This window comes from Thermomonas carbonis, from assembly GCF_014396975.1.
In the GTDB taxonomy this organism is placed as follows: Bacteria; Pseudomonadota; Gammaproteobacteria; order Xanthomonadales; family Xanthomonadaceae; genus Thermomonas; species Thermomonas carbonis.
Map to the genome: position 1 here is coordinate 545,485 of NZ_CP060719.1, position 19,831 is coordinate 565,315.

The following is a 19,831-nucleotide window of genomic DNA, read 5'->3' on the forward strand; positions in this document are numbered from 1 at the left end:
AATGTCCTCCGGCATCGGCTCGAAAAGTCGGGTCGAGTGGAGTAGCACTCGTGCCGATGCCTCCTCCTTGATTTCGCTTCGGCACGCACCGCACCGGAGCGCCAACCGTAGCGAGCTCAAGCCGCCTGCGGCGGCTTCACCCGGAACCACGCCGCATACAGCGCCGGCAGGAACAGCAAGGTCAGCGCGGTCGCCACGATCAGTCCACCCATGATCGCCACCGCCATCGGCCCGAAGAACACCGAGCGCGACAGCGGGATCATTGCCAGCACCGCAGCGAGTGCGGTCAGCACGATCGGCCGGAAGCGGCGCACCGTGGCGTCGCTGATCGCATCCCATGGCGCACTGCCATGCGCGATGTCCTGCTCGATCTGGTCCACCAGGATCACCGAGTTGCGCATGATCATCCCGAACAGCGCGATGGTGCCGAGCATCGCCACGAAACCGAACGGCACCCGCAGCACCAGCAGGAACAGGCTTACCCCAATCAACCCCAACGGCGCGGTCAGCCACACCAACAGCACCCGCGAGAAACTGCGAAGTTGCAGCATCAGCAGCGTGGTCACCACCAGCACGAACAGCGGCATGCCGGCGTTCACCGAGTTCTGCCCGCGCGCCGAATCCTCCACCGTGCCGCCGACCTGCAGCAGGTAGCCGGACGGCAATGCCATGTGGATGTCATCCAGCGTCGGCCCGATCTGCGCCATCACGCTGGCCGGCAATTCCTTCCCATAGATGTCGGCGCGCACGGTGACCGTTGGCAAACGGTTGCGATGCCAGACGATGCCGTCCTCGAAGCCATCTTCAAGCGTGGCGATCTGGCTCAGCGGCACCGCCTTGCCGCTCGCGGTCGGAACTGCGAGCGAGCCGAGCATGCCGAGCCGCTCGCGTTCCTCGCCCGGCCCGCGCAGCAGAATCTCGATCGCCTCGTTGCCTTCGCGATACGTACTGACCGAGGTGCCGGACAGCGAGCCCGACAGGAATTTCGCCACCGCCGCCGAACTCACGCCCAATGCGCGCGCGCGTTCCTGGTCGATGCGCAGTCGCACCACCTTGCTCGGCTCGTTCCAGTCCAGGTTGACGTTGGTCACGTGCGGATTCGCACGCACCTTGTCGGCGACTTGCCGCGCAATCGCCTGCACCCGGTCGATGTGCTCGCCGGAGACGCGGAACTGCACCGGGTAACCCACCGGCGGACCGTTCTCCAGTCGCGTCACCCGCACCTGCAACTCCGGGAATGCCGGCGCAGCGGTGTCGATCAGCCATTGGCGCACCGCCTCGCGCGATTCGATGTCATGCGTGAGCAGCACGAACTGGGCGAAGTTCGCTGCCGGCAGTTGCTGGTCCAGCGGCAGGTAGAAACGCGGTGAACCGGTGCCCACGTAGGTCACGTAACTTTCCACGCCTTGCTGTTTCTGCAGCATTGCTTCCAGCTTCTTCGCCTGCGCGGCGGCGGCCTTGAGCGATGCGCCCTCGGCCAGCTCCATGTCGACCATCAGTTCCAGTCGCGTGGACGACGGGAAAAACTGCTGCGGCACGAAACGGAACAGCGCCAGCGACACGATGAAGATCACCACGGTCACCGCGATCACGGTCTTGCGGTACTCCACGCACCATGCGACCAGGCCGCGGAAACGTCGATAGAACCGCGTCTGGTAGGGATCGTGCGCCGCTTCGTGGTGATGCTTCGCGGTGATGTGGTCGGACAGCGCGTCACCGATGCGCGGAATGCGTCGAGCACCTGAGGCAAAGGCATCGCGCAAGCGACGGAAGCCGCGACCGATGCGTCCTTTCGGCGCGGCTTCGGCACCCTGTTCTTCCAGCAACTGGTAGCCCAGGTACGGGATGAACACCACCGCCGCGACCCACGAGATCAGCAGCGCGATGGTCACCACCTGGAAGATCGAGCGCGTGTATTCGCCGGTGCTCGATGCCGCAGTAGCGATCGGCAAGAAGCCCGCCGCAGTCACCAGCGTGCCGGTCAGCATCGGGAACGCGGTGCTTTCCCATGCGAATGCGGCCGCCTTGACCCGATCGAAGCCCTGCTCGATCTTCACCACCATCATTTCGACCGCGATGATCGCGTCGTCCACCAGCAGGCCGAGCGCCAGCACCAGCGCGCCCAGCGAGATCTTGTGCAGGCCGATGCCGAACCAATGCATCGTCGCGAAGGTCATCGCCAGCACCAGCGGGATCGACAGCGCGACCACGGTGCCGGTGCGCAGGCCGAGCGACAGGAAGCTGACCAGCAGCACGATCGCCACCGCCTCGGCCAGCACCTTGATGAATTCATCGACCGAGCGCGTCACCGCGAGCGGCTGGTCGGAGACCTTGCGCAGCGCCATGCCGGTCGGCAGGGTTTTCTGCAGGCGCGCGAACGTCGTTTCCAGCGACTTGCCCAGCTTGAGGATGTCGCCGCCGTTGCGCATCGACACCGCCAGCCCGATCGCGTCCTCGCCCATGAAGCGCATGCGCGGCGCTGGCGGATCGGAGAAGCCGCGGGTGACCGTGGCGATCTCGCCCAGGCGGAAGGTGCGGTCGCCGCTGCGGATCGGGAAATCGCGGATCGATTGCACCGAATCGAAGCGGCCGCTGACGCGCATCTGCACGCGTTCGCCGGCGGTCTCGAAATAACTTGCCGGCACCACCGCGTTCTGCTGGTCCAGCGCTTCCTGCACATCCGTCAGCGGAATGCCGAGCGAGGCCAGCTTGGTGTTCGACAACTCGATGAAGATCTTCTCGTCCTGCAGGCCGAGCAGGTCCACCTTGCCGACATCGGGCACCCGCTGCAGTTCCAGTTCCAGCCGCTCGGCGTAGTCCTTGAGCACGGCGTAGTCGAAGCCCTCGCCGGTCAGCGCGTAGATGTTGCCGAAGGTGTCGCCGAATTCGTCGTTGAAGAACGGGCCGATCGCATCGCGCGGCAGGCTGGACTTGATGTCGCCGACCTTCTTGCGCACCTGGTACCAGAGCGGCGGGATGTCCTTGCTGCCCAGCGAATCCTTGGCGATGAAGATGATCTGCGACTCGCCCGGCCGCGAGTACGCGCGGATGAACTCGTACTGGCCGGTCTCCATCAATTTCTTTTCGATGCGGTCGGTGATCTGCCGCGACACCTCTTCGGCGGTCGCGCCCGGCCAGATCGTGCGCACCACCATCGCCTTGAAGGTGAACGGCGGATCCTCGGACTGGCCCAGGTGCTTGTAAGACCACGCACCCAGCAGGCCGAGCATCAGGATCGCGTACAGCACGATGGTGCGGTTGCGCAGCGCCCATTCGGAAAGATTGAAGCGCATGGCCGCTTACTTCGCCGCCGTCGCGGTGGCGGCCATCTCTGGCGCGGCATTGCCCAGCACCGGGCGGTTGTCGCGATCCACCGGCGACACCAATTGTCCCTCGCGCAGCAGATGCCCACCGGCCGCAACGATCCACGCATTCGCATCCACGCCGCCCAGCAGCGGCACCATGCCCTCCGCGTAGGCACCGAGTCGGACGGGCGCGAGACGCACGCGTCGCGATTTCGGATCGACCACCCACAGCGACGCCGGCTTGCCATCCGCCGCGCGTTGCACCGCCGACAGCGGCACCCGCAGCGCGGCGCGCTCGCCCGACTGCGCCATGTAGACGCGCGCACTCTGGCCAAGTTCGACCGCATTCGCCGCTTCGCCTTCCAGTGCGACACGCGCGGCAAAGGTGCGCGCTTGCGGATCGGCGGCCGGCGAAATCTCGCGCACGCGGCCCGGCAACAACTGACCCGGCGCACTCCACAACTCCACCATGACCTGCTGTCCCACGCTGACTTCGCGAATGCGCGATTCCGGCAGCGCGATCGCGACCTCGCGGCCGGCATCGCCGGCCAGCATGTAGATCGCCTGCCCGGCGGCGACGGTCTGCCCGGCTTCAGCGGAGCGCGTTGCGATCACGCCATCGCGCGGCGCATGCAGGCGCGTGTAGGCGGACTGGTTGCGGGTCAGTTCGTACTGCGCGCGCGCGGCGCGATATGCCGCCTGCTGCGCGTCGAAGGTGGACTGGCTGACCAGTTTTTGCGCGACCAGCTTGCGATAGCGCTCCAGGTCGCCGCCGATGCGGGTCATTTCCGCCTGGGCGGCACTGGCCTGCAGGGCGGCATCGCCGGGATCGAGTTCGGCCAGCAGCTGGCCGCGCTGGACGCGATCGCCGGCATCGACCAAACGCTTCACCAGATTGCCGCCGACGCGGAACGACAGCGGGCTTTCGTTGCGTGCGCGGATGTCGCCGGCATAGGCCGCCGGCGCGGTGTCGGCACCCGCGGCGGGATGCACGACCAGCACCGGGCGCGGGGCTTCGACGACGGGCTCCTGCCCGCCGCAGGCCGCGAGTGTCGCCAGCAATGCCATCCCCAGCAGCACACGCATGCGGTCTGCGATCATCCCCGTTCCCCTTCACTTTGCTGGCTTGCGCCATTATTGGACTGGTCAGTAGAGTATAAATATCGAACCGAATAGTCTAGTATTCCCGCCATGTCATCACGTCCCGCGAAAACCCCCGCCGAAGCCGCCCCCGACGTGGCTCCCAAGCCTGCCGGTCCCGGCCGTCCGAAAGACCCGGGCAAACGTGCGGCGATCCTCGATGCCGCCAAGCGGATGTTCGTCAGCCATGGCTTCGACGGCGTCAGCATGGACCAGATCGCCAGCGAGGCCGGCGTCTCCAAGCTGACCGTCTACAGCCACTTCGGCGACAAGGAGAGCCTGTTCGCCGAGGCCGTGCGCGCGCATTGCGAGCAAGGGATGCCGACCCGCCTGTTCGAGGCCGATCCGACCATGCCGCTGCGCGAACGCCTGGCCTCGATCGGCAAGGCGTTCTTCGCGATGGTGATGACGCCCGAGGCGATCGCCGGGCATCGCATCCTGTGCTCGCCCCAGGTCGCCACCAGCACCATGCCCGAAGTGTTCTGGGAAGCCGGCCCGCAACGCGTGCACAACTCCTTCACCGATCTGCTGGAGCGTCGCATCGCCGCCGGCGACCTGGAGATCGACGACACCGATCGCGCGGCCGCGCAGTTCTTCACCCTGCTCAAGGGCGAAGCGCATGCGAAGGCCGTGTTCGGCTATTGCTGCAACAGGCGTCAGGACACGCCGGATCAGCATGTGGATGCCGTGGTCGAGTTGTTCCTGCGCGCGTATGCCCGCCGTTGAACCCGTCACTGCTGCGTCGTTGGTGCCGGTGACTTCCGGCACTGCGTACCGGTGTCCTAGCACAGCCACACTGCCGACCATGAAATGCGCCGCCGTTACAATGGCCGGCTCGACGCCACGGACCTTTCCCGCATGAACATCGACTTCGCCCGCGCCCGCGAAACCATGGTGGAACAACAGGTTCGCCCGTGGGATGTGCTGGACGCGCGGGTGCTGGAGACCATCGCCACGCTGCCGCGCGAGGCCTTCGTGCCGCAGGCCGTGCGCAGCCTGGCCTATGCCGATACCGAGCTGCCGCTGGGGCATGGCGAGACCATGATGAAGCCGGTGCTGGAAGGCCGCACACTGCAGTCGCTGCTCCCGCAAGCGCATGAATCGGTACTCGAAATCGGTACCGGCAGCGGCTATCTCACCGCCTGCCTGGCGCACCTTTGCCGCGAAGTCGTCAGCCTGGAGCAGCACGCCGACCTGGCCGATGCCGCCCGCGCGCGATTGGCCGCACAGTGCATCGCCAATGCAGACGTGGTGGTGGCGGATGCATTCGCCTGGACCACCGATCGCAGCTTCGACGCCATCTGCATCACCGCCGCAGTGGAACGGGTGCCCGCGCGCTTCACCGACTGGCTGAAGCCAGGTGGCCGTCTGTTCGTGGTGCGTGGCCGCTCGCCGGCGATGGAAGCGGTGCTGGTCCATCGCGATGTCAACGCACTGCGCACCGACTCGTTGTTCGAGACCGACCTGTCGTACCTGGCAGGTGCCGCACCGGCACCCGCCTTCATTCTCTAAAGCCTCCCCAGGACATCCCGCAAGGATCTGCCCCTATGTCGCGTCGCCCGCTTGCCCTCGCCCTTGTCCTTGCCCTGCTGCCCGCCGCGGCGCAGGCGGACGACCTGCTGCAGAGCTACACGAATGCACGCAACAGCGACCCGCAATACGCGGCCGCCGAATCCAACCGCGCCATCGCCGCCGAGCGTCCGGTGCAGGCACGCGCCGTGCTGTTGCCGCAGGTGAACGGCTCGGTCGGCTACGACCTCGCCAATCGCGGCGACATCGATGACGACGGCGACAGCGACGGCACCTCTCGCAGCGCCAGCTGGGGCCTGAGTGGTTCGCAGTCGATCTTCGATTACGGCAACTACACCGCATTGCGCGCCGCCAAGGCGCTGGATCGCGCGGGTGGCTTCGACCTGGAAGCGGCCGGCCTCAACCTGATCACCCGCACCTCCGCCGCCTACTTCAACGTGCTGGTGCAGCTGGAAACGCTGTCCGCCGCCGAAGCAGCCGAAACCGCGCTCAAGAAGCAGTTCGACTTCGCCAGCAAGCGACTGGAAGTCGGTCTGGCCCCGATCACCGATGTGCATGAAGCACGCGCGCAATACGACGGTGCCCGCGCCAACACCATCCTGGCTCGCAACGCGGTGCAGGACGCCTACCAGGCGCTGGTCGAGATCACCGGCGAACCGGTCGCCAGTCTCAAGGGACTGCCGGACGACTTCAAGCCGGCTCTGCCGGAAGCCCTCGACGTCGAGGGCTGGGTCGCCACCGCGCTTGCAACGAATCCTTCGCTGAAGGCACAGGCCGCCGATCTCGAAGCCGCCGAGCACAACATCGCAACCGCGCGTTCGGGCCACTACCCGACGCTTGGCCTGCGCGCCTCCTATGGCAAGGCCCTCCCCGGTCTGTACGACAACCCGTCCTTCTTCGGCAACAACGACGCCAACACCAGCGTCGGCCTGACCCTGAGCATTCCGATCTTCTCCGGCTTCGCCACCCAGTCCAATGTGCGCAGCGCGTTGGCCCAGCGCGACATCTCGCGCGATCAGCTGGAACAGCAGCGCCGCGCACTGGAGCGCAACACCCGCAATGCCTATCAGGGGCTTGTGGCCGGTATCAGCGAAGTCGAGGCCCGCCGCTTGGCGCTGTTCTCGGCGCAGAGCGCGTATGAAGCATCGCAGGTTGGTCTGGAAGTCGGCACCCGCACCGTGCTGGACGTACTGAACAACCAGCGCACGCTGTTCTCGGCGCAGCAGGCCTACGCGCAGTCGAAGTACAACTTCCTGCAGAGCCGCCTGCTGCTGGAACAGGCCGCCGGCACCCTGGAAATTTCCGACGTGGAAGACGTCAACCGCCTTCTGACCACCGACGAGTCGGTCGCCAAGGTCATCGCGCAGTAATCGCGGCTGCAAGCCGCTTACACCAGATCATTGCCGCCCCGAGCGGGAGCGGCCTACCGCCGCGATCTGTTGCCCATCACTTCGGCAGCGCCGGTTCGATCAGGGTGACGGTGCGCGCCAGTGCACCGCGCCCGTCCTCCAGCAAGCGTGACGCATTCGCCGCCAGTTGCAGGCGTGCCGGTTCGTCCGCGAACAGCGCCTGCAGCGCATGCGCCAACCCGCTTGCATCATCGACCACCCGCATCGCCTCCGCCTCGCGCAGGCGGCGCGCGATGTCGGCGAAGTTGTGCAGGTGCGGGCCAGTGAGGATCGCGGTGCCGGTCGCCGCCGGCTCCAGCAGGTTGTGCCCGCCGACCGGCTGCAGGCTGCCGCCGACGAAGGCGATGCCGGCGCAGGCATAGAAGCGCACCAGTTCGCCCAGGGTATCCACCACGAATACTTCGGTTCCACGCCCGGGCCACGAGTCCGTGCTGCGCGTGGCCACCGCGAAGCCGGCGGCCGTCGCCCGATCGGCTACCGCACGAAAGCGCTCCGGATGCCGCGGTGCCCACAGCAGCAGGGCATCGGGCTGCGACTGGCGCAGCAGCCGATGTGCATCCAGCACCGCTGCCTCTTCGTCCTCGTGGGTGCTGGCGGCGATCCACACCGGGCCGGTGCCACTGCGATGCGTGGCGAACTCGGCGGCGAAGGCAGCGGCATCGACCGGGGCCATGTCGAACTTCAGGTTGCCGCCGACCTGCACCCGTTCCGGCTGCGCGCCGAGCATGACGAAGCGGCGGGCGTCGTCGCGCGATTGCGCGGCCACCAGTTGCACCGTGCGCAGCGCGCGACGGATCAACGGGGCGAGCACGCGGTAGCCGCGCAGCGAACGCGCCGACAACCGCGCGTTGAGGATGTGGGTGGGAATGCCACGGTCGCGGCAGCCGAACAGCAGATTCGGCCAGAGTTCGGTTTCCACGATCAGCGCCAGCGCCGGGCGGAAATGATCGAGGAAGCGCCCCACCGCACCCGGCAGGTCGTAGGGCAGGTACACATGGGTGACCGCATCGCCCCACAGCGCGCGCACGCGCTCCGAGCCGGTCGGGGTGATGGTGGTCACCACCAGCCGCAGGTCGGGCCGCAACCGGCGCAGGCGGTCGATCAGCGGTGCCGCGGCATTGACCTCGCCCACCGAGACCGCATGTAGCCACAACGGCGCCGACGGACCGCGCTCCGGATAGTTGGCGTAGCGCTCGCTCCAGCGATGGAAGTACGCGCGCTGGCGGAAACCGCGCCAGATCAGGTGATAGAGGGTGATCGGGACGAGCACGTACAGCGCGGCCGAATAGAGGCCGCGCAAGACGCGTTCGGTGAAGTCGGCCCGCATCGCGACAGGATAGCGAAGCCGCGCGCGCCAGTAGAATCCCCCGAATGAACGATGTCGTCCGCACACCGCCGCCTCGTGGCCCACGCCACTGGCCCGCGTGGCTGGGCATCGGCATCGCCGCACTGCTGGCGCGGCTGCCGTGGTCGCTGCAGCGCGTGCTGGGCCGCGGCATCGGCAGGCTGTTGATGGCGTTGCTCGGCAGCCGTCGGCGCGTCGCCGCGCGCAACATCGCCCTGTGTTTCCCGGAACTGGATGTCGTTGCGCAAGCCGCGCTGCTGCGCCGCAGTTTCGAGGAACTCGGCATCGGCCTGTTCGAATTCGCGCGGGCCTGGTGGGGCTCGGTCGAACCGATGCGCGGCAAGGTCGTTGTCGAAGGACTGGAGCATCTCGAAGCCGCGCGTGCCGGCGGCCGCGGGGTGATCATCATTTCCGGGCACTTCATCACCCTGGAACTGGCGGCGCGGCTGATGTGCGACCACGCGCCGCTGGCCGGCATGTACCGCCCGCACGACGGCGCGGTGATGGAATGGGCGGTGCTGCGCGGACGCCTGCGCTATGCAAGCGCGATGTTCACCCGCGAGGAACTGCGCCCCGCGTTGCGCCACCTCAAGCAGGGCGGGCTGCTGTGGTTCGCGCCCGACCAGGACACCCGCCGCGGCGACAGCGTGTTCGTGCCGTTCTTCGGCCGGCCCGCGTACAGCCTGACCTCGACCCACCAACTCGCGCGCTTGTCCGGCGCGGCGGTACTCGGCTTCGCCCATGTGCGCCACGACGACGGCAGCTACACGCTGCGACTGACGCCTGCGTTCGAGGCGTTTCCTTCGGCCGATGCGACCGCCGACACCGCGCGGGTGATGACCGCGATCGAGACGATGATCCGCGCCGCGCCGACGCAATACCTGTGGATCCACCGTCGCTTCAAGCACCAGCCCGACCAGCCCGACAACGCGCTTTACCGATAGACCGGCAGTTCGCCCGGCGGGCGCGTCTTGAATCGCCGATGCACCCACAGGTACTGCTCGGGTGCCGCCTGCAGGCGCTCGCCGATCCACGTCATGTAACGTGCCGCCGTTTCGGTGTCGTCTGCGCCTGGCCAGCCCTCCCAGGCCGGTTGCAGGTCGATGTGCTGGCGGCCGTCGGCATCGCGCCGCGCCCACATCAACAGCACGCGCCCACCAGACCGCTGCAGCACGCCGCCGATCGCCCCCAGCGTGGCCGCCTGCACGCCCAGGAACGGCACGAACACGGTGCGCCGCGCCGCATTCTGGTCGGGCACGTAGAACACGCCATGCCCGGCGCGCACGGCCGCAGTGAAGCCGGCTATGTCCTTCTTGTCGTAAGTCTTGCCGGCATACGTGCTACGGGCTTCCGCGATGACGGCCTCGATGCAGGGATCGTTGTTGCGACGGACCAGGATCGGCATCGGCTGGCCGCTGGCATCGGCGACATGGCGCATCGCCAGTTCGATGCCGTCGTAGTGCGCGCCGACCACCACCACGCCGCGTCCTTCCGCCATTGCCGCATGCAAATGTTCAAGGCCGACGATGTGCGCGTGCGCGGTCAGTTGCGCAGGCGTGGCGAACCAGCCGCGCAGGGTTTCCAGCACGCCGGTGGTGTTCGAGACCAGCGTGTTCGCCAACAACGCCTTGCGCGCGGCATCGTCCAGTTGCGGGAAACACAATTCGATATTGGTCGCGGCAATCCGCCGGCGCTTCGCATTGATCCATGGCAATCGCGTCAGCCCGCGCGCCAATGCCTGCGCTTTCGCCGGCGAGCGCCCGGCGACCCACCGACCCAGCGCCGCGAATGCGCGGCCATGCCAGCAACGCGTCATGCGCGCGGGCCGCGGCCGGGATCGCGCGTCGCTTCCAGCACTTTGGCGTACTTGAGGAACGCGTAGAACGCCTGTGTGCGCGCGGCGAAATAACCGGCCCAGCCGTTGAGGAAATAACGCTTGCCGAGATACAGCTTGAGGAACACCAGCGGCGGATACAGCAGCAATCGCAGGCCGATGAAGCGCACGCGTCGTTCGCGCTTGTGTTCGACCAGTCCGCTCGAATAACGGTTGACCTTGTCGACGCGATCCGCGAGTCGTGGCTCGCCGTAATGGCGGAACGGCGCATCCAGGTCGATGACGGTGCCGTCCACCACCGGCGCCGCATGCACCGGCACCATGTTCATGCGCCCGTGCGCCTTGCGGAACAGCCGCAGCTGCCAGTTGGGCCGCGTCGCCGGATGCGGCCAGCGCCAGAACAGCCATTCGCGCCGCGGCAGGCGATAGCCATCGGCGCGCGGCGCGGCGAGCTCGCGCTGGATCGTCGCGCGGCCGTCCTCGGCCAGCGATTCGTCGGCATCCAGCAACAGGATCCACTCGCCTTGCGCCAGTTCGATCGCCGCCTGTTTCTGCGGGCCGTAACCGGCGAACGGCTGCGTCGCGATGCGCGCGCCGTGCTTCGACGCGATCTCCAGGGTGGCATCGGTCGAACCCGAATCCAGCAGCACGATTTCATCGCAGAAACGCAGGCTGGCCAGGCACGCATCCAGCGTGGCCGCGTTGTCCAGCGTGGTCACCACCGCCGAGATGCGCAACGACATCTCAGTCCTGCTCGCGGCCGAGCAGGCTGCCGGCATACAGGGCGGAGAGCAGCAGCAGCACGCCGCCCCAGAACGTCGAATACGAGGCCAGATGCGTGTTGAGCGGGAATACGGTGACGGCGAGCGCCAGCATCGCCGGGCGGGCGCGATCGCGCGCCGCGGCATCGGCGTAGCGCCACGCGCGCCAGGCCAGCGCCGCGCCGGCCAGCCACAGCAACAGGCCGATGCCACCGGTTTCGCTGAGGATTTCCAGCACTAACTGGTGCGCATGCAGGGCCGCGCCTTCGCCCCACGCCGCGATCACGCCGGGCTGCGGGTCGCAGGGCGGGAACGCGTGGCGGAAGCCGCGCGCACCGACACCGTTGACCGGATGCTCGCCCGCCATGCACAGCGCCGCCGACCAGATGCGCGTGCGTCCGGACAGCGCGGTGTCCATGCCCTTGGAATCGGCGGTGAGTACGTGTGTCGTGCGTTCGATGCGCTCGCGCACCTGCGGCACCATCAGCGTGGTCGCGACCAGCGCCAATGCGCCCAGTGCGAACACCATCAATAGTTTCTTCCGACCCAGCGTGCGCCAGCCGGTCCACAGCAACACCAGGCCGTAAGTCAGCCACGACGCTCGCGAGCCGGCCAGCAACACCACCAGGCCGATGCCGACTGCAGCGCCCAGCCAGCCAAGCCGACCGAAGCGCCGACGCATCGCGTCCAGCGCGAACGGCGACAGGCTGGCCAGGACGATGCCGAGCTTGAGGTTGCACGGCCCCAGAACGCCCGCCAGCCGGTCCGCCGCCGCGACCTGTGCCGCGGTGCACATGCCGTGCCCGCTGATCGCCCGCTTGGCGGCATCGATGCCGCTGAACAACGGACTCGTGCCAGTCGCGGCTTCGATGAGCGCATCCAGCGTCCACACGCCGACGATGATCGCCAGCCCGCCGAAGGTGCGACGGCGGCCGGCATCGTCCGCCACCGCGGCGGCGACGATCCACAGAAATGGCAGATAGCGCAGGTCGACCAGCGCCTCGCGCAATGCGCGGCCGCGATCCATCGCATCGACAGCGGAGAACGCCTCCGGCAACCAGTAGGCGAAGAACAGCACGCTGGTCAGCGCCCACGCCGGCCCACTGAGCAGCGCATTGCCGCCACGGAAGCGGCTGCCGACCAGCTTGATCAGGCCCGCCAAAGCACCCAGCGCGAGCACGCCTTCCGCATAGCCCGGTGCCGGCCACAAGGCGACGAAGGCCAGCACCCACGCCGGGGCCCAGCGCCAGCCGTGCACGGCCTGCGTTGCGTCGTTCATGCCTGCACCAGTGCGTGGTACTGCACCAAGGTCGCCTCCTGCATCGCCTGCAATGTGTACGGCATCGTAGCCGGTGATGTCGGCGGATTCGCGAGCAGCACCCGTGCGCGTTGCCGCAACGCATGGCCATCGAAGGGCATGACCGCACCCTCGGGTTGCAATTCGCGCAGCAAATCGCCGACGCCGCCATGGTTCCAGCCCAGCACCGGTCGACCAATTGCCAAGGCTTCGATCACGGTGCGGCCGAATGCCTCCGGCTTGCGCGAGAGTTGCAGCACGATGTCGCTGGCGGCGTAGGCAAGCGCGATGTCCGATGTCGGTTCGGTCATCGCCACGGCGTCCTCGACATCGACCTCGCACGTCATGGCGTTGAGTTCGGCGAGGTACTCCTCGCGCGCGGCCTGCACCACGCCCGGCATCCACAACCTCGCGTCACTGCCATTGGCGCGCAGCCGGGCAAGCAATGCTATCGCATCGGCATGGCCCTTCAGGCGAGTGCCACGACCGGGCAGCAAAAGCAGCGGGCCGTCGCCGGCGAGTTGCGGATGCAAGTCGGCGATGCGCGCGCGCGATGCGCGATCCGGATGCGGCGTGCGCGGAAAAGCCGCGGGATCGATGCCGCGCGGAATCACAGTCAATCGGGCCGGATCGGTCACCGGATACTGCGCCAACAGGTAATCGCGCACGGTCTGCGAGACGCAGATCACCCGCTCGCCGCGGGCCATGATCGCGCTGTAGCGCGAGGGCGAGTTGAGTCCATGCGCGGTGGTGACGAAATGCGGGGCCTTGCCATGCATGCCGCGCAACGCCCACCAGCCCAGCCACGCCGGCAGTCGTGAACGCGCATGGACGATGTCGGCATCGACCTCGCGGAACAACCCACGCAAGGCATGCACATGACGCAGCACCAGTAGCGACTTGCGGCCGATGTCGAGCTGGACGTGTTCGCCGCCGACGGCTTCAAGCTGCGGCAACAGGCGCCCACCGGCAGAGACCACGATGGCGCGATGGCCGGCGGCGACCAGCGCTTCGACGATCTCGAGGGTGGAACGTTCGACGCCGCCCGCGTCCAGCGCCGGCAGCAGTTGCACCACGGTCAGGCGGCGCATCGTCGCTACGCGGTCAGTCCACCAGCACGTAGATCGCGCCGCAGTACGGGCAGTGACTCTGCCCGCCCTCTTCCTCGATCGGCAGGTACACCCGTGGATGCGAATTCCACAACGCCATCGATGGCTGCGGGCAACTCAGCGGCAGGTCGGCGCGATGCACCTCATAACGCTGCTGGGCATTGGCTGGCGACGAGGCGGTATCAGTCATGGCGATGCGGCGCGGTGGCGGGAACCGCAGCAGTTTACTGCACGCCGTACTTTTGCCGTCATCCGCTTTTTGCTGTCATCCCGGCCTAGCCCGGGATGACGAGCCTATGCCGGCAGGTCGAACAGCAAGACGTCGCTGCTGTCGCCGATGCCGCGCACGGCCAGATTGCCGGATTCCTGCACGAAACCGAGCGCATCGCCGGCCTTCAGCACGCGCTCGCCGATCGCGACTTCACCAGTGGCCACATGCACCCAGTACAGGCGCGCTTGATCCAGCGTGGCGGTGACATCGTCACCGGGTTGCAGGCAGGCCGCACGCAGGGTGGCCTGCTGGCGGATCGCGATCGACCCGTCCGCGCCATCCGGCGACACCAGCACGGCCCAGCGCCCGCGCCGGTCGGCCGGCTCGAAACGCTGCTGCGCGTACGCGGGCTGCACGTTGAGCCGGTCCGGCTGGATCCAGATCTGCAGGAAATGCACCGGCGCGGCATCGGAGCCGTTGTACTCACTGTGTTCGATACCGTGGCCGGCGCTCATCCACTGCACGTCGCCAGCCTCGATCACGCCCACCGTGCCGGTGCTGTCGCGGTGCGCCAGCGCGCCCTGCAGCACCACGCTGATGATTTCCATGTTGGCGTGGCGGTGCGGCGAGAAACCGCCGCCGGGGGCGACGGTGTCGTCGTTGATAACGCGCAACGGCCCGAAGCCCATCCAGGCCGGGTCGTGGTAATGGCCGAACGAGAATGTGTGCCGGCTCTGCAGCCAACCCAGGCTCACCTCGCCACGGGCGTTGGAGGGGCGTTCGATGATCATCGCGGCATCACTTGGCGGCGTCGGCCTTCGGCGCGGTCGCTTCGGTGGTGATGCGCAGGGTCACCTCGTCGCCCACGTTCGGCACATACGCGCCCACGCCGAAGTCGGTCCGCTTGATCGTGGTGGTGGCGTCGAAGCCGATCGCCGGGACCTTCTTCATCGGGTGATCCGACGCCTTGTTGAGGGTCGCATCCAGTACCACCGGCTTGGTGATGCCCTTGATGGTCAGGTCGCCGGTGATCTTCAGCTTGCCGTTGCCGGCGGCCTCGACCTTGGTGCTCTTGAAAGTCGCGGTCGGGAACTTCCCGGCATCGAAGAAATCGGCACTGCGCAGGTGCGCGTTGAACTTGTCGCTGAAGCCGTTCAGGCCGGACAGCGGCAGGGTCACTTCGACGCTGGACTTCGACACATCGGCGGCGTCGTAGACCAGGGTGCCATCGACATCGCCGAAGTTCGCGAACGGGTTGGAATAGCCGAAGTGGTTCCAGCTGGCCAGCACGTTGGTGTGGGTCGGGTCGAGCTTGTAGGTGACACCGGCGGCGAAGGCATTGGCGCTGGCGGCGACCAGGGCGGCGGTGAGCAGCAGTTTCTTGAACATGGTGAATCTCCGGGAATGGGTGTGGCGATCAGAGGATCTGGCAGGCTTCGTCGAAGCCGAGGCGCGGCGAACGCGGGAAGATGCTGGCCGGGTCGCCCTGGCCGAGGTTGACCAGGATGCTGGAACGCACCGGGGTTCCGGCAAAGAATGCCTCGTCGACCTTGGCGTTGTCGAAGCCGGTCATCGGCCCGCAATCCAGGCCCAGCGAACGTGCGGCAAGGATCAGGTAGGCGGTCTGCAGACTGCTGTTGCGGTTCGCGACCCAGGCCAGGTCGGCCTCGTCGCGATGCTCGAACCACGGCTTCGCATCGACATGCGGGAACAGCACCGGCAGCTTGTCGAAGAAGCGCATGTCATAGCCGATGATGGCCACGCACGGTGCCGCCATCGTCTTCTTGTAGTTGCCTTCGCTCAGCGCCGGGCCCAGCTTGGCTTTGGCCTCCTCCGACTTCACGAACACGATCCGCGCCGGGGTGGTGTTGGCCTCGGTCGGGCCGAACTTGAGCAGGCCGTAGAGCTGCTGCAGGGTCTCGTCGGACACCTCGCCGGTGAATGCGTTGTAGGTACGCGCGGTGCGGAACAACTGGTCGAGCGCGGCATCGTTCAGGGCTTGGGTCATGCGATCCTCGTGGCGGGGTGCGGAAGCGCACAGTGTAGAGTTCCACGAGTGAAGCGAATGCGCCGAGAAAGGAACGGATCGGTTCCATCCATGGAACAACCCCGGTGCTCTCGCCGATGAATCGCGTGCTCGCCCTGCACGATGGCCGAGCCGGCAATGCGCGCCAGGCAACTGCGTTGGCGCGAGCGCTGGCGCCAGACGACGCACGCGAATTCGTGTTGCAACCGAACCTTGCGGCGCGTCGGTTCGCGCCCCGCACCTGGCCGCTGCTGTCTGATCCATTCGGCCACTCCTTCCGTGCCGGATGCGAGCATCCGCCGCACATCGCAATCGGTTGCGGCCGGCAGGCGGCATTGGCGACGCGGCTGTTGCGCGCGCGCGGCAGCCAATCCGTGCAGATTCTCGACCCGCGCATCGACACTCGCCACTGGGATCTCGTCGTCGCACCGGAACACGACAGCCTGCGCGGCGACAACGTCATCACGACGCTGGGCAGCCTGCATCCGGTCGATGACCGGTGGCTGGCGCAGGCGCGGAAGGAGGCGCCGCAGCTCGCGGCACTGCCATCGCCGCACACGTTGTTGCTGGTCGGTGGCCCGACCCGGCATGCGGCACTGGACGATGCTGCCTTCGCTGCACTGCTTGCGCAGCTGTCAGCGCACGCACTCCGCGAAAACGGCAGCTTCAGCATGGTGGCATCGCGACGCACCCCGGAACGCTGGCGCGCGATGTTGACCACGGTGCCTGCCGACATTCCCGGCATCCGCTGGCGCGACGAACGCGACGGGCCGAATCCCTACGCCGGCCTGCTGGCGCACGCCGACCGCATCGTCTGCACCCCGGACTCGGTGAACATGCTCAGCGAAGCCGCAGCCACCCCGGCACCGGTGTTCGTATGGTCGGCGGGTGTTGCCCGCGGACGCTTGCGGATATTCCTCGATGCGCTGCGTGCCAGCAGACGCGTGCGCGGACTGGACGACGCACTTTTGCCGTTTGCCATCGAACCATTGCGCGAGACCGCACGCGTGGCGGCTGAGGTACGACGGCGACTGGGCTTACCGCTGGCCTGATGCCTCGAACTGCAATCCCCGCGCGCGCACGGCATCGCGGATCGCCTCGCGCGCAAGTTCGATGCGTTCGTCGCGCGCGACGCGGCGCGGGCGACGATCAAGGGTGCAGCGCAAGCCGGCATCGAGTAGCGTGGCATGCGCGACCTGCAGGGCCGCGCGGGTGTTGGCATCGAACACATCGGCGGCATGCAGTGCATCGATGATCGCCGGTGACGCGCGCGGCGTGCGCAGGCCGGGATGCGCGCGGCTTTCGCGCAAGAGCAGGAACTGCAGCAGGAATTCCAGGTCGACCAGGCCACCGTCGCCCTGCTTGAGGTCGAACAGCGCGGCATCGCTGCGATCCAGTTCCGCGCGCATGCGTCGACGCATCGCCAACACGTCTTCGTGCAACTTCTGGATGTCGCGATCACGCGCGAGCACGTCGCTGCGCAGCAGGTCGAAGGCATCGCGCAACGCGGTATCGCCGGCAATCGCGCGCGCGCGCACCAGCGCCTGGTGTTCCCAGGTCCAGGCGCGCTCGCGCTGGTATTCGGAGAAGCTGGCCAGGCTGGAGACCAGCAGGCCCTTCGCGCCGTCCGGGCGCAGGCGCACATCGACCTCGAACAGACGGCCAGCGCCGGTACGGGTATCCAGCAGCGCGACGATCTTCTGGCCGAGCCGGGCGAACCAGCGCGGCGCGTCCAGTGGCCGCGCGCCGTCCGACATCGCCGCCTCGGGCGCGTCGTACAGGAACACCAGGTCGAGGTCGGAGCCGAAGCCGAGTTCCTCGCCACCCAGGCTGCCGTAGCCGAGTACCGCGAATCGTGCGCCGTCGATACGCCCGTGCGACGCATGCATGCCGGCTAGCGCGAGCTTCAGCACGCAATCGACCACCGCATCCGCCAGCCAGGCGAGCAGACGCGCGCACTCCTGCGCTTCGATGCGGCGATCGAGTAGCGCCAAGGCAATGCGGAAGCTCAAGGCCTGGCGGATTTCGTTGAGCGCGTCCAGCGCGGCTTCGGTGTCGACATCGGTATCGCCTAGCGCGGCTGCACAGGCTGCATGCATCGCCGCGTGCCCGGGCAGTTCGCCGCCGATGCGCACATCGAGCAATTCATCGAGCAACAAGGGATGCGCGGCCAATCGCTCACCCAGCAAGGCACTGCGCGACAACGCGTCGACGAGGCGATGCAAAGCCACCGGTTGTTCATCCAACAGGGCGAGGTAACTCGCGCGGCGCAACAGCATGTGCAGCAACGGCACTAGTCGGCGCAACACGGCATCGGGATGCGGCGATGCGACGGCGGCCTGCAACAACGCCGGCAGCACGCGATCCAGGCGCGCGCGCGTCGCGTCGGACAAGGTGCGCACCGCCGGCACGCGGGCGAAGTCGGCGAGGCTGCGATGCAGGTCTTCGCCGGCCTCGAAACCGGCCGCCGCCAGCACCGCGCCATCGCCGGCATCGGGCAGGCCTCGCCAGTACGAGGCCAGGTCGCTGTCGCCAGTCGCCTCGCGGCGTGCCGCCAGCAGCGCATCGAATTCGCCAGATACACGCTCGCGCTGCACCGCCAGCGCATCCAGCAAGGCCTGCCAGTGCGGATAACCCAGGCCGTCGGCGATGCGCGCGCGCCGCAGCGCATCCCCGGGCAGGGCATGGGTCTGCGCGTCGCCGAGCATCTGCAGGCGATTCTCCAGCGTGCGCAGGAAGCGGTAGGCCTCCAGCAGCATGTCGCCGGTCGTGGCATCCATATGGCCCGCCGAAACCAGCGCGCGCAGCGCCGGCAGCAGGCGGCGATCACGCAACGCGAGTTCGCGCCCGCCGCGAATCAGTTGCAGTGCCTGCACCAGGAATTCGATCTCGCGAATCCCGCCGGGGCCACGCTTGATGTCGTCGGCCATGTCCTTGCGCACGACCTCGGCGGCGATCGCCGCCTTCATCGTGCGCAGGCCGTCCAGCGCGCCGTAATCCAGGTAACGCCGATACACGAACGGGCGCAGCGCCTGCAGCAGCCGCTCGCCGGCGCCCAGGTCACCGGCCACCGGACGCGCCTTCTGCCAGGCATAGCGTTCCCAGTCGCGACCCTCGGTGAGGAAGTAGTGCTCCATCGCCGCGAACGACAACGCGACGCGGCCGGCATTGCCGAACGGACGCAGGCGCAGGTCGACGCGGTGGCAGAATCCATCCGCGGTGACTTCGTCGAGCAGCTTGGCCAGTTGCTGGCCGAGCCGCGCGAACCAGTCCTGCGCATCCAGCGAACGCGCGCCATCGGACTCGCCCTCGTGCTCGTAGGCATAGACCAGGTCGACATCGGAACTGAAGTTCAGTTCGCCACCGCCGAGCTTGCCCAGGCCGAAGACGACCAGCCGCTGCACGCTGCCGTCGGCCGCGCGGACCACGCCGAAACGCTGCACCATCTCTGCTTCCAGCGCGTCCAGCGCCAGCTGCAGGCAGCCATCGGCGAGGGCGGTGCTGGCGGCAAGGATCTCCTCGACCGGTGCGGCTTGGATGACGTCCCGCCACACCATTCGAGTCGATTCCGCCTGCCGGTGCAGGCGCAACAGGCGGGCCCAATCGGCACGGTTGCCGGCATCCAAGATCGGTAGCGGCAGCGGCGTTGCGGCGTCGGCCTGCAGTGTCGCCAGCAGCGTCGGCTGCCGCACCAGGGTGGCGATGGCGAACTCGCTGGCGATGGCGAGCTTGCCTATCGCGGGCTCGTCGGCGACATCGATCGCGCAACCCGCCGCGCGCAGTCGGGAGCAGGCGCGCTGCGCGATGTCCCGCAAGTCGTCCGCGTGATCGAGATCCATGCCCGATTGTGGCATCGCGTGGCCG

At 67.6% G+C, this 19,831-nt stretch carries 17 protein-coding genes; 5 read left to right on the plus strand and 12 right to left on the minus strand.

The window, feature by feature from the left end; translation table 11 throughout:
- Window positions 1–116: 116 nt before the first annotated feature.
- On the minus strand, window positions 117–3,293 hold the full coding sequence (locus H9L16_RS02650; protein WP_187553059.1) for an efflux RND transporter permease subunit: 3,177 nt from the start codon (window positions 3,291–3,293) through the stop codon (window positions 117–119).
- A 6-nt stretch (window positions 3,294–3,299) separates the two neighbouring features.
- Window positions 3,300–4,406 (minus strand): efflux RND transporter periplasmic adaptor subunit, encoded by a 1,107-nt coding sequence (locus tag H9L16_RS02655; protein ID WP_229796520.1) that lies wholly within the window; start codon window positions 4,404–4,406, stop codon window positions 3,300–3,302.
- Window positions 4,407–4,496: 90 nt separating this feature from the next.
- Here H9L16_RS02655 and H9L16_RS02660 point away from each other — a divergent pair, with 90 nt between their 5' ends.
- From H9L16_RS02660 to H9L16_RS02670, 3 genes are all read left to right on the plus strand, one after another.
- Entirely contained in the window at window positions 4,497–5,171 is a 675-nt protein-coding gene (locus tag H9L16_RS02660; protein WP_187553060.1) for a TetR/AcrR family transcriptional regulator, read from the plus strand.
- A gap of 132 nt (window positions 5,172–5,303) precedes the next feature.
- Window positions 5,304–5,957: a protein-L-isoaspartate O-methyltransferase family protein gene (locus H9L16_RS02665; protein WP_187553061.1), complete on the plus strand. Its 654-nt coding sequence runs from the start codon at window positions 5,304–5,306 to the stop codon at window positions 5,955–5,957.
- A gap of 35 nt (window positions 5,958–5,992) precedes the next feature.
- Window positions 5,993–7,345 carry a TolC family outer membrane protein gene (locus tag H9L16_RS02670; RefSeq protein WP_187553062.1) on the plus strand — a complete coding sequence of 451 codons (1,353 nt, stop codon included), beginning with the start codon at window positions 5,993–5,995 and terminating at the stop codon, window positions 7,343–7,345.
- Between the two features lie 76 nt (window positions 7,346–7,421).
- Here the strand turns inward: H9L16_RS02670 and waaA are convergent, their stop codons facing one another.
- Window positions 7,422–8,711: a lipid IV(A) 3-deoxy-D-manno-octulosonic acid transferase gene (gene waaA / locus H9L16_RS02675; protein WP_187553063.1), complete on the minus strand. Its 1,290-nt coding sequence runs from the start codon at window positions 8,709–8,711 to the stop codon at window positions 7,422–7,424.
- A 44-nt stretch (window positions 8,712–8,755) separates the two neighbouring features.
- On the opposite strand from waaA, the gene lpxL reads away from it, so the two are divergent.
- Complete coding sequence (gene lpxL, locus H9L16_RS02680) at window positions 8,756–9,673, plus strand: LpxL/LpxP family Kdo(2)-lipid IV(A) lauroyl/palmitoleoyl acyltransferase (protein ID WP_187553064.1); 918 nt, start codon at window positions 8,756–8,758, stop codon at window positions 9,671–9,673.
- Here the strand turns inward: lpxL and H9L16_RS02685 are convergent.
- From H9L16_RS02685 to H9L16_RS02720, 8 genes are all read right to left on the minus strand, one after another.
- Entirely contained in the window at window positions 9,664–10,545 is an 882-nt protein-coding gene (locus H9L16_RS02685) for a lysophospholipid acyltransferase family protein (protein WP_187553065.1), read from the minus strand. The two genes, lpxL and H9L16_RS02685, sit on opposite strands and share 10 nt — an antisense overlap.
- On the minus strand, window positions 10,542–11,306 hold the full coding sequence (locus H9L16_RS02690; RefSeq protein WP_187553066.1) for a glycosyltransferase family 2 protein: 765 nt from the start codon (window positions 11,304–11,306) through the stop codon (window positions 10,542–10,544). The genes H9L16_RS02685 and H9L16_RS02690 overlap by 4 nt, the downstream gene beginning before the upstream one ends.
- 1 nt (window position 11,307) lies before the next feature.
- Window positions 11,308–12,603: an O-antigen ligase family protein gene (locus tag H9L16_RS02695; RefSeq protein WP_187553067.1), complete on the minus strand. Its 1,296-nt coding sequence runs from the start codon at window positions 12,601–12,603 to the stop codon at window positions 11,308–11,310.
- Window positions 12,600–13,712 (minus strand): glycosyltransferase, encoded by a 1,113-nt coding sequence (locus tag H9L16_RS02700; RefSeq protein WP_187553068.1) that lies wholly within the window; start codon window positions 13,710–13,712, stop codon window positions 12,600–12,602. Before H9L16_RS02700 ends, H9L16_RS02695 begins: the two co-directional genes overlap by 4 nt.
- Before the next feature lie 13 nt (window positions 13,713–13,725).
- A complete protein-coding gene (locus tag H9L16_RS02705; protein ID WP_187553069.1) occupies window positions 13,726–13,920 on the minus strand; it encodes a zinc-finger domain-containing protein in 195 nt (64 codons plus the stop codon).
- A gap of 104 nt (window positions 13,921–14,024) precedes the next feature.
- Window positions 14,025–14,732, minus strand: coding sequence for a pirin family protein (locus tag H9L16_RS02710; RefSeq protein WP_187553070.1), 708 nt, complete (start codon window positions 14,730–14,732; stop codon window positions 14,025–14,027).
- Between the two features lie 7 nt (window positions 14,733–14,739).
- Window positions 14,740–15,330 carry a YceI family protein gene (locus tag H9L16_RS02715; protein WP_187553071.1) on the minus strand — a complete coding sequence of 197 codons (591 nt, stop codon included), beginning with the start codon at window positions 15,328–15,330 and terminating at the stop codon, window positions 14,740–14,742.
- A 28-nt stretch (window positions 15,331–15,358) separates the two neighbouring features.
- Entirely contained in the window at window positions 15,359–15,949 is a 591-nt protein-coding gene (locus tag H9L16_RS02720) for a malonic semialdehyde reductase (RefSeq protein ID WP_187553072.1), read from the minus strand.
- 116 nt (window positions 15,950–16,065) lie between these two features.
- On the opposite strand from H9L16_RS02720, the gene H9L16_RS02725 reads away from it, so the two are divergent.
- Window positions 16,066–17,019 (plus strand): mitochondrial fission ELM1 family protein, encoded by a 954-nt coding sequence (locus tag H9L16_RS02725; protein WP_187553073.1) that lies wholly within the window; start codon window positions 16,066–16,068, stop codon window positions 17,017–17,019.
- On the opposite strand, the gene glnE is transcribed toward H9L16_RS02725, so the two are convergent.
- Window positions 17,005–19,806: a bifunctional [glutamate--ammonia ligase]-adenylyl-L-tyrosine phosphorylase/[glutamate--ammonia-ligase] adenylyltransferase gene (gene glnE, locus H9L16_RS02730; protein WP_229796521.1), complete on the minus strand. Its 2,802-nt coding sequence runs from the start codon at window positions 19,804–19,806 to the stop codon at window positions 17,005–17,007. The two genes, H9L16_RS02725 and glnE, sit on opposite strands and share 15 nt — an antisense overlap.
- Window positions 19,807–19,831 lie beyond the last annotated feature (25 nt).

What these genes read in the sequence shown, in the direction of transcription:
- H9L16_RS02670 (WP_187553062.1), top strand. Translation starts at nt 5,993, where the DNA reads ATGTCGCGTCGCCCGCTTGCCCTCGCCCTTGTCCTTGCCCTGCTGCCC.
- H9L16_RS02715 (WP_187553071.1), bottom strand. Translation starts at nt 15,330, where the DNA reads ATGTTCAAGAAACTGCTGCTCACCGCCGCCCTGGTCGCCGCCAGCGCC.
- waaA (WP_187553063.1), bottom strand. Translation starts at nt 8,711, where the DNA reads ATGCGGGCCGACTTCACCGAACGCGTCTTGCGCGGCCTCTATTCGGCC.
- H9L16_RS02660 (WP_187553060.1), top strand. Translation starts at nt 4,497, where the DNA reads ATGTCATCACGTCCCGCGAAAACCCCCGCCGAAGCCGCCCCCGACGTG.
- lpxL (WP_187553064.1), top strand. Translation starts at nt 8,756, where the DNA reads ATGAACGATGTCGTCCGCACACCGCCGCCTCGTGGCCCACGCCACTGG.
- H9L16_RS02720 (WP_187553072.1), bottom strand. Translation starts at nt 15,949, where the DNA reads ATGACCCAAGCCCTGAACGATGCCGCGCTCGACCAGTTGTTCCGCACC.
- H9L16_RS02655 (WP_229796520.1), bottom strand. Translation starts at nt 4,406, where the DNA reads ATGATCGCAGACCGCATGCGTGTGCTGCTGGGGATGGCATTGCTGGCG.
- H9L16_RS02695 (WP_187553067.1), bottom strand. Translation starts at nt 12,603, where the DNA reads ATGAACGACGCAACGCAGGCCGTGCACGGCTGGCGCTGGGCCCCGGCG.
- H9L16_RS02705 (WP_187553069.1), bottom strand. Translation starts at nt 13,920, where the DNA reads ATGACTGATACCGCCTCGTCGCCAGCCAATGCCCAGCAGCGTTATGAG.
- H9L16_RS02725 (WP_187553073.1), top strand. Translation starts at nt 16,066, where the DNA reads ATGAATCGCGTGCTCGCCCTGCACGATGGCCGAGCCGGCAATGCGCGC.
- H9L16_RS02710 (WP_187553070.1), bottom strand. Translation starts at nt 14,732, where the DNA reads ATGATCATCGAACGCCCCTCCAACGCCCGTGGCGAGGTGAGCCTGGGT.
- H9L16_RS02700 (WP_187553068.1), bottom strand. Translation starts at nt 13,712, where the DNA reads ATGCGCCGCCTGACCGTGGTGCAACTGCTGCCGGCGCTGGACGCGGGC.
- glnE (WP_229796521.1), bottom strand. Translation starts at nt 19,806, where the DNA reads ATGGATCTCGATCACGCGGACGACTTGCGGGACATCGCGCAGCGCGCC.
- H9L16_RS02685 (WP_187553065.1), bottom strand. Translation starts at nt 10,545, where the DNA reads ATGACGCGTTGCTGGCATGGCCGCGCATTCGCGGCGCTGGGTCGGTGG.
- H9L16_RS02650 (WP_187553059.1), bottom strand. Translation starts at nt 3,293, where the DNA reads ATGCGCTTCAATCTTTCCGAATGGGCGCTGCGCAACCGCACCATCGTG.
- H9L16_RS02690 (WP_187553066.1), bottom strand. Translation starts at nt 11,306, where the DNA reads ATGTCGTTGCGCATCTCGGCGGTGGTGACCACGCTGGACAACGCGGCC.
- H9L16_RS02665 (WP_187553061.1), top strand. Translation starts at nt 5,304, where the DNA reads ATGAACATCGACTTCGCCCGCGCCCGCGAAACCATGGTGGAACAACAG.